The 13710-nt window shown below is 43.0% G+C and carries 15 protein-coding genes; all 15 read right to left on the bottom strand.

The genetic code is table 11. The features are described 5' to 3' along the window. Positions 1–836, bottom strand: an 836-nt coding sequence (locus RT269_RS12450) for an MFS transporter (RefSeq protein WP_313183019.1), incomplete at its 3' end; no start/stop codon positions are given. Between the two features lie 177 nt (positions 837–1013). Next, positions 1014–1502: a MarR family transcriptional regulator gene (locus RT269_RS12445; RefSeq protein WP_313183017.1), complete on the bottom strand. Its 489-nt coding sequence runs from the start codon at positions 1500–1502 to the stop codon at positions 1014–1016. Positions 1503–1586: 84 nt separating this feature from the next. After that, entirely contained in the window at positions 1587–2300 is a 714-nt protein-coding gene (locus RT269_RS12440; protein WP_313183015.1) for a histidine phosphatase family protein, read from the bottom strand. Positions 2301–2426: 126 nt separating this feature from the next. After that, the gene (locus tag RT269_RS12435) at positions 2427–3365 is read right to left on the bottom strand and encodes a Gfo/Idh/MocA family protein (RefSeq protein ID WP_313183014.1); all 939 of its coding nucleotides are present in this window, start codon (positions 3363–3365) and stop codon (positions 2427–2429) included. A 198-nt stretch (positions 3366–3563) separates the two neighbouring features. Further along, complete coding sequence (locus RT269_RS12430; protein ID WP_313183012.1) at positions 3564–4187, bottom strand: HDIG domain-containing metalloprotein; 624 nt, start codon at positions 4185–4187, stop codon at positions 3564–3566. Positions 4188–4776: 589 nt separating this feature from the next. Then, complete coding sequence (locus RT269_RS12425; RefSeq protein WP_313183010.1) at positions 4777–5649, bottom strand: hypothetical protein; 873 nt, start codon at positions 5647–5649, stop codon at positions 4777–4779. 139 nt (positions 5650–5788) lie between these two features. Next, positions 5789–6385 carry a GNAT family N-acetyltransferase gene (locus tag RT269_RS12420; RefSeq protein ID WP_313183008.1) on the bottom strand — a complete coding sequence of 199 codons (597 nt, stop codon included), beginning with the start codon at positions 6383–6385 and terminating at the stop codon, positions 5789–5791. Between the two features lie 217 nt (positions 6386–6602). Beyond that, the gene (locus RT269_RS12415; RefSeq protein ID WP_313183007.1) at positions 6603–7955 is read right to left on the bottom strand and encodes an MFS transporter; all 1353 of its coding nucleotides are present in this window, start codon (positions 7953–7955) and stop codon (positions 6603–6605) included. A 256-nt stretch (positions 7956–8211) separates the two neighbouring features. After that, positions 8212–9219, bottom strand: coding sequence for a serine hydrolase domain-containing protein (locus tag RT269_RS12410; protein WP_313183006.1), 1008 nt, complete (start codon positions 9217–9219; stop codon positions 8212–8214). Continuing rightward, positions 9200–10135, bottom strand: a complete 936-nt coding sequence (murQ, locus tag RT269_RS12405) for an N-acetylmuramic acid 6-phosphate etherase (protein WP_313183005.1) — start codon at positions 10133–10135, stop codon at positions 9200–9202. The genes RT269_RS12410 and murQ overlap by 20 nt, the downstream gene beginning before the upstream one ends. A gap of 9 nt (positions 10136–10144) precedes the next feature. Continuing rightward, positions 10145–10999, bottom strand: a complete 855-nt coding sequence (locus RT269_RS12400; protein WP_312442028.1) for a MurR/RpiR family transcriptional regulator — start codon at positions 10997–10999, stop codon at positions 10145–10147. 27 nt (positions 11000–11026) lie between these two features. Next, positions 11027–11500, bottom strand: a complete 474-nt coding sequence (locus RT269_RS12395) for a PTS system mannose/fructose/N-acetylgalactosamine-transporter subunit IIB (protein WP_313183003.1) — start codon at positions 11498–11500, stop codon at positions 11027–11029. 23 nt (positions 11501–11523) lie between these two features. Next, positions 11524–11949 carry a PTS sugar transporter subunit IIA gene (locus tag RT269_RS12390; RefSeq protein WP_313183001.1) on the bottom strand — a complete coding sequence of 142 codons (426 nt, stop codon included), beginning with the start codon at positions 11947–11949 and terminating at the stop codon, positions 11524–11526. A 36-nt stretch (positions 11950–11985) separates the two neighbouring features. Further along, positions 11986–12825, bottom strand: coding sequence for a PTS system mannose/fructose/sorbose family transporter subunit IID (locus RT269_RS12385; protein WP_313183000.1), 840 nt, complete (start codon positions 12823–12825; stop codon positions 11986–11988). After that, the gene (locus tag RT269_RS12380; protein ID WP_313182998.1) at positions 12818–13606 is read right to left on the bottom strand and encodes a PTS mannose/fructose/sorbose/N-acetylgalactosamine transporter subunit IIC; all 789 of its coding nucleotides are present in this window, start codon (positions 13604–13606) and stop codon (positions 12818–12820) included. Before RT269_RS12380 ends, RT269_RS12385 begins: the two co-directional genes overlap by 8 nt. Positions 13607–13710: the final 104 nt, after the last annotated feature.

Below are 13710 nucleotides of genomic sequence, written 5' to 3'. Positions count from 1 at the left end.
AAGCCTCCCAATACTGCACCGGCAGCTATCACACCTTGCGAATATCCATATAACCGATTAGCTGTGTCTACGGTAAATCCCAAATATTGTGTGATAAGAACTGGAGCACCTATTAAAACAAGTGAAGTTAATAAGATATTAGAAGAAGCATAAACTAATGATACTTTCAAAAGCATGGATTGCTTTTGGAACAGAAACTCAAAACTTTCTTTTAAGTCAACCACACCAGTAGAAAGCATAGTACCTTTTCTCTGTTTCTTCTCGAATGGAATTACAGTAAAGATTTCTACTATTACTGCACCAAAGAAGAAAACAATACTTGTATATAAGACTGGTGTCAATCCAAAAACAGAGAACAGAATACCTCCAATGACTGGCCCCATCATACTTGCAAGAGAGTTGATAACATCAACAATGGAGTTTGCTTTCATCATATGTTCCGGGCTTACCAAAGCTGATACACTTGCTTTTACAGCCGGTTGATCTACCCCCTGTATGCCATATAAGAATAGCATAACGATTGCAATAAGAGGGATAATATTTATCGTTCCTTCTAACAAACAGAATAAAATAATCAGTATTGCTGTACTAAAATCCAGTATTATCATTATGTTTTTCTTATTAAACTGGTCAGCAATAATTCCCCCTATTGGATACAGTACAAGCATGGGTATAAAAGCAACTGCTGAAATTGTTCCAAGTAATGCAGATGAACCTGTTTGATTTAACAGGTAAAGCGGAATGGCATATCTTAAAATTTGATTACCAAAAACCGAAATGATTTGACCTATCAGGAAAAGTATGAAGTTTCTTGAGTATAGCGTTTTTCTTTGCATGATTTGTTGTACTCCCTTTGAAGTATTATTATGTCCTTGGACACAATAATACTGTAACACGCTTTTGTGTCCTTGTCAACAAAATTACAGTAATAAAATGCAGCCCACTCTTAATAGAATTGGGCTGCCCAAAGTTTTCATGATTCAAATTCATATGATTCTGTTTATGAGGACTTTCTATAATTTATCAAAATATCCAGACTTAATATCTACACCCATTTTTTCTATCTCTGTATCCAAATGCCTGTTATACTTTTCTGCAAAGCTGATTATAATATCAAACTGTTCTTTCGTCATCTGCTCAAATACAGCTTTATCCCGTTCTTGATACCCCTTGTGTAATTCCTCATGGACGTTGTAAATTGCTTCCCCTTTTTCAGTAAGCCTAAAATAGATTTCCTTTTTGTTTTCTGGTTTTTGGTAGCTTTCAATAAGCCCTTTTTTTACTAACTTTTTAGTCAATTTACTTATGGCACTTCTTGTCATATATAAAGAATCTGCAAGTATTGTCACGTTAGAATCTGCATTTTTTCCAACGTATTCAACGCAATGTATTTCAGAGGGATTATAACCATCAAAGTTTTCTTTCAACTTGATACTGTTAATCCCAATAATCTTATTAAATATATCCCAAAAACCCGCCATGACCTGTTCTTGTCTATCCATGAACAGTCCTCCCATCCGTTAGCACTTCATCGTTATTATACCGATATTTTGTGTCTGCGTCAACAATCATCTACAAAACAAAGTCTATACCAGGTCAGAAAAACGAGGGAAAAATCCAGCATTTGAAATTGGCTCGTCTTTCACGTATAAATGAGCCGTATCCCCCATTCCCTTGCACCGGAAATAAGCCTCATCTTCGATCCGCTCTTCCGTCTCCAGTGTGGTGACCGATGAAGGCGGCAGAAAAAAGCCCTGCCACAGCAATGGGGCCGGGATTCCCAGAAGATGAGACAGCATAACACAGGTCACGCCAAAATGGCAGAACAGGACGATGGTATCGTCACTCCCCGGTACGGCCCGGTACATTCCGCCTTCTCTCTGATATCCATGTTTCCTTAATAACCCATCAAGCCCGGAAGCCACCTTTTCATATTCTTCTTTTACAGGCCCTGTTCTCATCCTCTCATTTTCAAACCATAAATCTCTGTCGTAAAGCTCCTTTTGGTTTGTCCAGTATCCGGGCATAAAATCCCAGGGTATGGTTTTGGTTTCACCGGCCCCGTGATCAACCGGCGCACGGAATTCTCTAAGCCAGGGCAATACCTCCGCCTCAGCATGTAATGTTTGTAATGTTGCTTTTGCAGTATCCTTTGCTCTTCCAAGAGGGGAGCAGTAAAAAGCGGAAACAGAAAGCTTACTGATCCTTTCGGAAAGCAAATCTGCCTCTCTCCAGCCTTTTTCTGTGAGAGAGTCAATGGAATAGTCTGGTTCTCCATGTCTTATTAGTATTAACTTCATACCTGTCCTCTTTTCTGTGCTGATTATAGTCCTTTTTATCATAGCATTTATCATAAACAAACACAATAAAACCTCAACTAATTTGCTTCAATCACAGAACAAAAAAGAAGCTGCTCTCCCCTACTTTTAGTCTAACGATTCCATTATCTGATCCACAAGCCCGCAGCAGCGAAGTGTTCTTTCAGCCGTCATAACAGGACTCTCCGTCAGGCCTTGCCTGATGCATGCTTCCGCATGTGCCACCTCATATTTCATTTCAAAATCAACCGTTCTCTCAATCAGCTCAACACCCTGGCCGGTATGTATCTCGCAGCGGTCCGCCTTCCAGTATTCATTGGTTTTTATAAATCCCTTTTCAAAATAAAAAACTGCAAAACTTTCTGCCGGCCCCCGCATGGAAATACGGCTGCTGATCAGAACATCATTCATTCTTATATTAAGGCCGACAGAGTCCTGAACTCCGGTTTCCCCCCTGGTACCCAATGCCTGCACGATTACATCGGCAGGCTCCAGCAGATAATCAAGATATTCAAAAGTATAGGAAGCGCTTCCATAAACAACTCCTCCCTGATCCTTTTCATGCATCCATGAAGCCTTTGGGCTTTGAAAAGATGCACTCATATCCACTTGATGGAGTTTTCCTAACATTCCTGAATCAATATACGTTTTAATCAGATCGGTGACAGGAAGAAAAAGGCTCTTTTGCATTTCCATCACAAACAGCCCTTTTTCCTTTGCCTGCTGAAAGATTTCTTTTGCCTGCGGTTTTGACAGCGTAAACGGTTTTTCACAAAGTACATGCTTTCCGTTATTCAAAGCTTGCTTCATTTCATGAAAATGCTCCCGGTTTATTGTTGTGATATACACAGCCGTAATCTCCGGATCTTGGTAAAGTTCTTCATAAGAGCCATAAGGCTTCTCAATATTGTTTTCCTGACAGAATATCCTTGCCCTGTCCAGTGACCTTGACGCCGCCGCGGCCACCGATCCTCCATTGGCCCTCACTGCACCGATGAACCGTTTCCCGATGGAAGCGGTTGATATAATTCCATAATTTATTTTCATAGTTAGCCTCTCTAAATTCATTAATTTCTGTGACCTTCCTTTATTATAGTACAACGATCATTATTTGCCTATTTCTGGAAGTTATTTATAAAGAAAATGTTTTATACAGCAGCCTTACAATAAAATCAGACTTGTTTCCTCCTGGATGAAATTAATGATTCAATTTATGATAAGAGACTCAATGAATGTATCAAGCTTTTACATATTCTGCATTTTCTTCAGAAATTGCCTGACCGCCTTTGTTTCATCTTCCGGAACGCTTCCGCCCCTTCCGATCCGGTCACAAAGCCCAAGCAGTGCAACTTCACCGATATCTGTCTCCCGCTTCATACCATCGATATCGCCGAAAGGAAGCCCGTCTGTCACATACAGAATGTGCATATGATACCGGACCAGTTTTGCGACTGCCCTGATCCACCTGGCATCGTCGGAAAAGCAGGACAAAAAATCCTCCGTGAGATGTTCTCCTTCAGCATCATGGTTATATGCAGTAATTTTTTCTTTTCGGACTTTCGTCACTGCCGGTTTGCCGATATCATGAAGCAGAGCCGCCCACATAAATGCCCGTGCATCTTTACTTTTCGCCTTTTGTTCCGCTGCCTGATCCACTACCATCATCGTATGATTCCATACACTTCCTTCCGGATGATAACGTTTTGACTGTGGAGTTTCCTTCATCCTGCCGAGCATGGAAAACGGGTAATCCAAAAACCACGGTTCCCCGCTGATCTTTTCCAGATATTCCGATGGACGTTCGTCATGAAGCAAATGATAATCCACCTGCCGGAACAGTTCTTCCATATTATTATTTTCTTCTGCCATAAAATCCGCCTTTCTATTTAATGAATACTATTGTACTGTCCAGTTTACACGGTATCTATTATTTCTAATATTTATTGAAATAAACAAAAATTTCTTTTTCAGCAATTGCAGATGAGCTCATTCCGCACCAATATTTCTTGTCTATGCCTAAATGTAATACAATGTGATACTTGCACTTTCACTTAGGTCCGTTAACAAGAGACTACAAGCAGACCAAAAAACAGGATGCTGACAACATCGCGCAACCGCATAGCGGGTGGTTGATATTTCGCGCTCTTCGCGTGCTCAACAGGGTCACGCCCCATAACAAAAGGGCTGTATGCTCCCGCAGAGGGAGTATACAGCCTGTTTTGAGGGTTTTACCCCCCTGGATAATTGATTCGGCATAACAACACATCCTTTCCTTATAGGCGTTTGTGCATTTCAAATTTTTCCAGGGCTTGATTTAGAAAAGCATTAAAAAGCATCTTTGAACATGCCGGTAAACAGACCGCCGGCCAGAAAGAATCATCCATTTGGGTTGATGGCAATGAAATATCCAACAGGTATGGCAGCTTACTCTTAGATGAAATATACGCTTTCTTTACTATCACTCTGCTGACAAGCTTGAATTAAATACATACCCAACCCATTCTGACACTTTCCTTTTCGTATCAAATGCCTTATACCCTTTGTGGCTGTAAGTATAATCAATCTTCCAATTACCTTTGTCGCAGGCCTTGTGATTAACTAATTTCTTCAATGCATTGCTCCGGGTGTCGGCCCAAAGATTTGCCTTGCCTGCAATATACACTAAATCAGTAAGAGAAAGCATATATGCCTGTGGAAACATAATGTCCGTAATGTGAGCGCTGATAGGAGCATGATTTGACAACCGCTGGTACAGATTGTGCCGAAGCATATATTCAGTGCCTTTTTCAATCAAGTCTTCCACTGCCTTGTCTGAATAATTTGTAAATTCATCATATGTAAGCAATGCCCACACTGTTTTCCCAATGCCAATATAGCAAGGAGCAGCGTTCATACAGCCGCCATGCTTGCAAATCCCATCATACTTCCACGCTGTTGATTGGTTACGCTCAAGCACCTGATACTGTTTGATCCAATTCAGCGCATTTTGTGTTTCCCGTGAAGCTGCCTTTCCTAATCGGGTATACGCTTCCAACAGCATTGCATTATAGCATGGGACAATATAATTTACATTGCCAGTATAAGAAAATCCCTCTGGCAGGGCCAAGCGGTTAGAAATAAAAGCGATTATATTTTCCGTATATGGCAACCGTTCTGCATATGGAATTTCAGACAGGCACATGAGGCGAAAAAGATTAAAAAAGGCATTTTCTTCATAATCACTTGTAAGTTTTTGAACTATTTTTGATTGCTCCAGCGAAGATTTAATTTCGTTCTCCGCAACTAACTTATTGGCATCAAATTTCACTCTTAATTGGAGAGCAGAATCCATATCCGTACCCCGCTTTCATGATTCCCCGGCATTGTTCATAATGTCAAAAGGTATTTTGCTGTCACAAATAACCTGCCAAAGTCGACTTTTACCATTCTCGGCAATAGCTTTCCATGCAGCTGGAAGCTTCCAGAAATTTTTATAGTCCGATGTTTTCCACAAAGTGATCCGCATACTTATCCCAATACTCCATATACGTTTTCTCATCTTTACCATCAAAATTAAGCTGATACATACGAAAGGTTACAGGAATATCTTTTGGCTGCCACTGTTCCACGTAGGAGTATTTGTAGACCATGCCAAGTTTTTTCATCACTTCGCCGCTTCGAGGGTTATTCACATCATGGGTGGCTGTGATATATGGATATCCAGTATCTTTTATTTTTTTCACAACCGCTTTTGCCGCTTCTGTAACGACACCTTTATGCCAGTACTCTTTTTTCAGTCCATAACCAAAGTCGAGGCTTTCGCCTTCACTCAGCCAAACATATCCAATCGGCTTGTTATCCTCTTTCAGACAGATAGCGTACCGATAAGCACTTGGTTTGCTGTAATATACAAGGAACCGATCGGTTAAGAATGTCATTGCCTCCTCAACAGTTCTAAGCGGAAACCACGGAAGAAAAGCATTCACTTCTTTATCGCTCATAATTTCAAAAAAATCAATAACATCTTCGGGAGTAAATTTTCGTAAAATTAACCGTTGTGTTTCTATAACCGGTGTGTTTTCATTCATCAGCTAATCCCTTCTTTCAAATATCTCCAACAGCTTTACCTTTTTTCTGCAACCAGAGTATCATGACCCTGAAAAGCAGTTCTCTTTGCTTATTTTACTATATAGGCTCATACATTACAATTCTAGAATGGGATTTTGAATGTTAAAACACAGGGCCGGGCAAAAGACCATGCTTGAAGCCCCGACAATACCGGGGAAATTCAGGATTAATTAAATTTTATTTCTTTTTCAATGCTGATAGAGTAACAATTGTGCTTGTAACCAATAAAAAGAAGAAAATCAGAAGAACAATCCATGCTCCGGAGGTAGTACCAGAGATAAAACCGTATTTATTTTGATAAAAAGAAAATACAGCGGCGACCAGCGCTGTAGCAACAGCGCCTATGAACTGCTGAAAGGTATTTACAAATGCATTCCCATCTGAAATTTGACTGGACGGCAGTGCGCTTAAACTGCAGGTCATCAGGTTGCTATAAGAAAGGCCAAGACCTGTCATCAGAATAAGATGAGCGCCTATTAAGAGCACCAACGAATTGGTATGCAACAGCGCAAGAAACAAAGAGATCCCAACGATGGTTGTAAAAAGGCCGGTCAAAATGGGCTTGCTTGCACCAATTCTGTCTAATAGCTTCCCCGAAAGAGGAGCAAGTAAAGCACCCATCAAAGCACCAGGAAACATAAAGGCCCCTGCGGCAGATGAACTATAGCCAGCAGAAATTTGCAGATAGTTTGGCAGGACGAAAGATAACCCCAAAAGTAAAGCCTGATATATAAGAAGGCTGAATAAGAATGAAGAAAATCTTCTGTTTTTTAACACCGACATTTGCAATAAGGGAGTTTTGCTGTTAGACAACACAAACAAAAAACCGCTTACAAGCCCAATAACTAGAAACAATGCAAAAACAATTCCTGATCCGGCACTTAGAGCCATTATAAAAGAAGTAAAGGTAATGGCCAAAAAGAAAACACAACGAAAATGCAGATGCTGCTTTTTTCTTGAAACCTCATTTGGAATGGAGTGCAGACCGAGAACAAGGGAAAGAATCATAAGAGGAATCAAGAAGATGTAAATATACCGCCAGTTCAACAGGTTGGAAATAAGTCCCCCGTAAGTGGGGCCAATGGCGGGAGCGATTGAAGTTGTCAGAGTCCCTATTCCCATCATCATTCCCCGCTTTTCGGCCGGAGCCTTTGTGAGAATGATGTGGAACATAAGAGGAAGGCCTATGCCTGTACCCACCCCTTGCAGCAAGCGCCCCAGCAAAAGCAGGGAAAATGACGCCGAAAAGCAGTTTATCAAAACTCCCAGTAAAAAGAATAGATTGGCTGTGATAAATAAATTCCGTGCTGAAAAGTTCTGATTTAAATAAGAAGAAATTGGAACAATGACGGAAATCATAAGCAAATAAATGGTAGTTACCCATTGAATTCCTGACGTAGTCACACGAAACTCCTGAATTAGCAATGGGAATGTCACATTCATTGCCGTTTCAATTAATACTCCGGAAAAAGCTAAAATACCTGCGGCGATTATCGCCCCAAACAAGTGAAATGTTTTGTTTTTATCCATATTGTAAATTGCCTCCTTAAATATAAATAGAGGCGGGATTATTATTTTAAAATAATAATTCCGCCTCTATATCAACACGATCGCGTGTTCTCTGTACGAAAAATATAACCGTTCTATTATAGCTATTTAGTCACAAAAAGTCAAGTATGGAATCCATAGCTATCCAGCGATAAAGGGAAGCCTAAGTAAAAACGAATCGGTATGGCAGAAGCAAGGGGCTGCCTTTTGAGAAAGAGCCGCCCCCATTTATATAAGTCTATGAAACCATCTTCAGATAAACTTCATTCATCTTCTTTCTCATCTTTAAGAATTCCTCATTGTTCCGGCTGGGATGGATCCTGTTTGTCAGCAGAACAAAACCTTTTCCGCTCTTCATATCCATCAAAACTGAGGTTCCTGTAAAGCCGGTATGATAAAGCGTATCCCTTCCATACTCCTTGCTCCAGCCCAGAGTGCGTTCAAACTTTATAGTACTGCTAAGTTTTTCAAATATCTCTTCTCCAAACAAATGCCGGGAATGTTCCAGATAAGCCTTAACAAATTTCACCACATCTTCCAATGTAGAAAACAAACCGGCGCTGCCGCACTGCCCCAGCAGATGAGCTTTTGAATCATGAACTTCTCCGCAGATACAGCCTCTTTGTTCCGTACATTCCGTGGGGATGCAGCGCTCCCTGCTTCCCTGGACCAGATAGGAGGTATCCATCATCCCAAGGGGGGTAAAAATATGCTCCCGGAAGGTATCCTCAAGAGTTGATTTGTCCAGATTCTCAATGATCTTTCCCAGCAGGATAAAGCCTACATCCGAATACAGGAAGCCTTCTCCTGCCTCTCTTTCCCTTGGTGTGGTATAGAGATATTCCAGAAGATTTTCCCGGCTCCAGCTTTCTTTGTTCCGAATCTCGGCAGGAAGGCCGCTTGAATGAAGCAGCAGGTGTTCCACCGTGACATCCCCATAGGAAAACCGGCCCAGGATCTCTTTTACCGGAGTAGAAAGGCTTATCACTCCTTTTTCCACCAGCTGAAGGACCCGGGTGGCCGTCCCAATTACCTTAGTCAGCGAAGCAAGGTCATAATACATACCTGCTTCCACGTCCCGGTCACAATAGGGGACCACCGCACCCTGCTTTCCGGCGTACTTTAAACGGATCCCCTGATCACTGACAAAGCCCCAGCTTGCTCCCCAGATCACTTGGTCCCGAACAAGCTGCTCTGCCATTGCATCCAATATCGTCTCATTTTTATCATTCCAGGCTCTTATCATCTGACGAAACTCCGTTTTTCACAGCGGCAATGGCTTTCCTCACCTGACCGCCGGATTCTAAAAGGGCTTCCCTGGCCTGATCTTTTCTGCAGCCGCATTCGATCATCACGATGGCAGCCGCCACATCCTTATCTGCCTCATAAAGCACCTTAAGAGCCAGCTCCTCTTTCGCACCTGTTAAGTCTACGATCATCTTAACCGCCCGCTTTATAAGCTTTTCATTGGTGGGCTGCACATGAACCATATAATTCCGGTATACCTTACCAAGCCTTATCATGGCTCCGGTGGAAAGCATATTAACTACCATTTTCTGAGCGGTTCCTGCCTTCATCCTGGTGGATCCGTTGATTACCTCTGGTCCCACTACCGGGGCAATGGATATATCCGCGATCTTTGCCATGGCGCTGTCCTGATTGCAGGTAACGGAAATAGTAAAGGCACCTGTTTGTTTTCCGAATTCCAGGGCCGCCTTTGTGTAAGGAGTCCTTCCGCTGGCTGCAATGCCGATCACACAATCATCGGCTGTAAGCTTCACCCTTTTTAAGTCCTCAACTGCCAGTTCTTCTGAATCTTCCGCACCCTCTACCGCTGTATACATGGCCTCATCACCGCCTGCAAGAAGGCCAAAGGCCCTGGCCGGGGATACGCTGTAAGTGGGAGTCAGTTCCACCGCATCCAGCGTGCCCATCCGGCCGGACGATCCTGCGCCGCAGTAAATGATCCGTCCGCCTTTTTTGAAACGCTCTACAATTGATTCCACTGCCTCCGCGATTTGGGGAAGTACCTTTTCTATGGCTTCCGCCACCTTTTTGTCTTCATTATTTATTAATGTAACGATTTCCAATGATTCCAGCCTGTCAATGTTCCGGGTAGCTTCATTGGTTGATTCCGTTGTAAGCTTTTCTATATTGCACATAAAACTCCTCTATTTCTTTATTTTCAGCCCTTCTACCATCTTTCTGGTTTTGATCAGCTCCACCTCATAATGCTCTAAATTCTCCTGGATCACTCCCATGTACAGAAGATCCGCCATCATGATGGAGGTATGAAGAGAGGTAAATGCACCGATCCGCATGACCTTTTCGTTGTCCGGCACATGAAGGCATATATCTGCAATATCCTGAAGGGGGGAATCTCTTCTGCGGGTAACCGCTATGATCGATGCTCCCTGCTTTTCTGCAATCCCGCAGGCATAAAGGACTTCCTGGGACTGTCCGCTGTAGGAGAATGCGATCACCACATCCCGTTTATCAATGTAGTTGAAAAATTCCACCATCATATTGATATCCTGATAAAAGTTTGCATTTAAGTCGGCCCGCTTCAGTTTATGGAACAGGTCATAAGCAGGCAGCGAGGAACTTCCGATCCCCACCAGATAAATGCGTCGGGCTTTCTTAATTTTGTTGATAGCTTTTTTTAATGCATCTTTATTCAGCTGATAGAAAAAATCCTGAAATGCCGCATCCACCAGGGCATCCATTTTCCGGCACAGCGTATCTAAATCATCTTCTTTGGAAATAATGGGGTCTACCATATCTTCCTTATCATTTTGGGCATCGGTTGCAGCAAGTGCCAGCTTAAAACCTTCCAACCCATCAAAACCGAGTTTTTGAACATAACGGATCACAGAGGCGGAGGATACCCCGCTTTTTCCTGCAATATCAACTGCCGTCATCCCAAGACAGTTTTTGGTATCTGACAATACAAAATCTGAGAGTTTCTTCTCTGCCTTACTCATTTCATTGTATTGTTCTCTTATCTTTAACCGAACTGATTCCATTCCGCCTCCTCCTGCATCCGATTTATTTTACAGCATGTTTAAGATCGACTGGTCCGACTCATTAGGCAGCATCTGAGCCGTTACACTCACTCCCAGCTGTACCATTTCCCGGATATCCTTTTCATCGTCTTCCGTTAAGTTCACTGACTTTTTAATGGGTCTGCTTCCTTCTCTTTTAGCTACATTTCCCACGTTAAAAGCCTTGATCGGGACTTCAGAGCGGATCAGCGCTGCCATATCCGTCACGTTCTTTGTTATGAGAAATACCTTATCCTCTTCGTAAGCCTTTTCTGCAAATTTTTCAGCAGCCCGCTTTAAAGACAGGATGGAAAGCTTTACTCCTGCCGGTTTTGCCATCTTAAGGCCTGCAATGATCATTTCATCCTTTACCGCTTCATCATTAACCACAATGATCCGGGACGCTCCTACGGTATTGGTCCAAACCATAGCCACCTGACCGTGAATCAGTCTTTCATCTACTCTCGCATGAACAATTGCCATGAATCTTTCTCCTTTTCTTCTTCCTATTCTTCCAGTTCACATGCATCATCCGATGTCTGAAAATACATCATATGCTGTTTTCCCATCTCCAGGGAGGCATCCAGTAGCTCTCGGATATCCGAAATCATTCCCCTGGACATATAGGCATGAAGGACCAGAGGAAGGTTGATGCCTCCGATTACCTCCATATTTTCATGGGTACCGGACATTTTCAGTCTGGAAGCCATATTAAAGGGGGAGCCTCCCGTCAGATCCGCAAGCACTGCCACCGCTTCACAGTCTTTAAGCCTCCGGATCGCTGACCTCAGATTATCTGTCAGAAGTTCCGTAGAATCCTCCGCTTTAAAATCAACGGCTTCATAATATTCCGTCTCTCCAGCCAGCAGCTTTAACCCGCTGGTTAAACCAGAGGCAAATTCACCATGGCCGGTTACTATGATTCCAATCATACCACTATTTCCTTTCCTGTTTCAACTTCCTTTTTTCTAAAATAAACCAGCCACAAAGGTCAGCATGGATTGCAGATTGCCAAGTACCATGCCCAGACCAATGAGAATAAAAATTAATTTTGTAGAATTCACCTTTTTCTTCCCAAGGAGCCAGTATGAAAATACTACGATGCCAAGAGGAAGCAGGGAGGGCATGATTTTATCCAGCATATCCTGTAGGGCAAAGGTTACTTCTCCCATGGTGAACTGCAGATCCGTACGGTATTTGATTACAGAAGGGATCAGTGCTCCTACCACAGTCAGTCCCAGGATGCTGGCCGCCTCTGTAATAGGAGAAATTTTATCCGCAAACCCGGTTGCAAGCATTCGTCCGGACTGATAGCCGACGCAGGTAAATTTATATCGTATCCATAATACCCCGGCACATGCAATGAGAGGTATGATAAGTCCAATGGGATTCCCCTGCATGGCTATATAAGATGCAATGGAGAACACGATGGCCCGGTAAATGGCGATGAACAACGTATCACCGACTCCTGCAAAGGGTCCCATAAGTCCGGTCTTTAAACCGGTAATGGCCTCCTCCGCCTCAATTCCCAGCTCTTCCTCCAGCGCCATATCGGCACCGACGATCAGATGAGACATTGCCGGAGTGGTGTTAAAATAACCCAGGTGCATCTTCAGTGCACGTTTCATCTTCTCCGGATCTTTGGAGTACAGCCGCTTTAACACCGGCATGATGACATAGGCATATCCAAGGCCCTGCATCTTTTCGTAATTCCAGCCAAACTGTAAAGTAAACAGATTACGCAGATATACTTTATTGATATCGCTTTTTTCCAATTTCACGCTTCCTGTCTGGTTTTTGTCAGCCATCGATTTCTACCTCCTCATCATCCAAAGTCTGCACTGCTGCCCGTTCCCTTACTCTTGAAAGATGAAGAGCAGCCAGTGCCAGGCCGATCAATGCGGCCGCCATAACGGTAAACGTAGCGCCTCCAAAGGCAATCAGCACGAATCCGATGATAAAATACGGATAGTATTTTTTAATGGGCAGGTAACGCATCAGTATGGCCATACCCATTGCAGGAAGAATTGCGCCTGCGGTTTTAAGTCCTGTCATAAACCAGGCTGGGATAATGGCATTTACTCCATTTACCACTGCCTCTCCAAAAACCAGTCCCAATGCGACCGGAATCACCCTGGAAAGGACCCAGGGCAGCAGTCCCAGTAAATTTGCCCGTTCCACTCCTTTGTAATCCGCATTTTCCGCACAGCGGTCTGCGTAATGCTGAAAGAATGAGTTGGTCATCCTTCCCAGAATGTCCATCTGAGTTAACAGCAATCCGATGGGAATAGCCAGACCGATTCCGTATTCTGCCCCCTGTCCGGAAATAATTGCATAAGCGGTACCCATAATCGCTCCTGACAAATAATCCGGGACCGTAGCACCTCCATAAGTAGCAACTCCCAATGTCATGAGCTGCAATGTCGCACCAACTACCAGACCTGTTGGCAAATCCCCCAATAATGCCCCGGTAATCACAGCCGCGAACAACGGGGTATACAATCCGCATTGAATGGAAATCTGATCAACCACAGCAATCACGGTATACAGAATCAATCCAATAACAACCAACAAAGAAACTCCCTGCATGTTTTACCTCCTTTTCCTGCCTCATGCCTTTTCACTCCATAGGCAATGTGTATGGTTTTTTATAGTATAAGCGCTTATATTTAGTATTATAGCACGTATGTAAT

It is taken from the genome of Lacrimispora sp. (assembly GCF_032078915.1).
In the GTDB taxonomy this organism is placed as follows: Bacteria; Bacillota; Clostridia; order Lachnospirales; family Lachnospiraceae; genus Lacrimispora.
The sequence above is the reverse complement of the archived record's forward strand: the minus strand, read 5'-3'. Positions and strand labels throughout refer to the sequence as shown.

Coding starts and splice junctions, on each gene's coding strand:
- RT269_RS12445 (WP_313183017.1), bottom strand. CDS start 1,502: ATGGATAGACAAGAACAGGTCATGGCGGGTTTTTGGGATATATTTAAT.
- RT269_RS12440 (WP_313183015.1), bottom strand. CDS start 2,300: ATGAAGTTAATACTAATAAGACATGGAGAACCAGACTATTCCATTGAC.
- RT269_RS12435 (WP_313183014.1), bottom strand. CDS start 3,365: ATGAAAATAAATTATGGAATTATATCAACCGCTTCCATCGGGAAACGG.
- RT269_RS12430 (WP_313183012.1), bottom strand. CDS start 4,187: ATGGCAGAAGAAAATAATAATATGGAAGAACTGTTCCGGCAGGTGGAT.
- RT269_RS12425 (WP_313183010.1), bottom strand. CDS start 5,649: ATGGATTCTGCTCTCCAATTAAGAGTGAAATTTGATGCCAATAAGTTA.
- RT269_RS12420 (WP_313183008.1), bottom strand. CDS start 6,385: ATGAATGAAAACACACCGGTTATAGAAACACAACGGTTAATTTTACGA.
- RT269_RS12415 (WP_313183007.1), bottom strand. CDS start 7,955: ATGGATAAAAACAAAACATTTCACTTGTTTGGGGCGATAATCGCCGCA.
- RT269_RS12410 (WP_313183006.1), bottom strand. CDS start 9,219: ATGATAAGAGCCTGGAATGATAAAAATGAGACGATATTGGATGCAATG.
- murQ (WP_313183005.1), bottom strand. CDS start 10,135: ATGTGCAATATAGAAAAGCTTACAACGGAATCAACCAATGAAGCTACC.
- RT269_RS12400 (WP_312442028.1), bottom strand. CDS start 10,999: ATGGAATCAGTTCGGTTAAAGATAAGAGAACAATACAATGAAATGAGT.
- RT269_RS12395 (WP_313183003.1), bottom strand. CDS start 11,500: ATGGCAATTGTTCATGCGAGAGTAGATGAAAGACTGATTCACGGTCAG.
- RT269_RS12390 (WP_313183001.1), bottom strand. CDS start 11,949: ATGATTGGAATCATAGTAACCGGCCATGGTGAATTTGCCTCTGGTTTA.
- RT269_RS12385 (WP_313183000.1), bottom strand. CDS start 12,825: ATGGCTGACAAAAACCAGACAGGAAGCGTGAAATTGGAAAAAAGCGAT.
- RT269_RS12380 (WP_313182998.1), bottom strand. CDS start 13,606: ATGCAGGGAGTTTCTTTGTTGGTTGTTATTGGATTGATTCTGTATACC.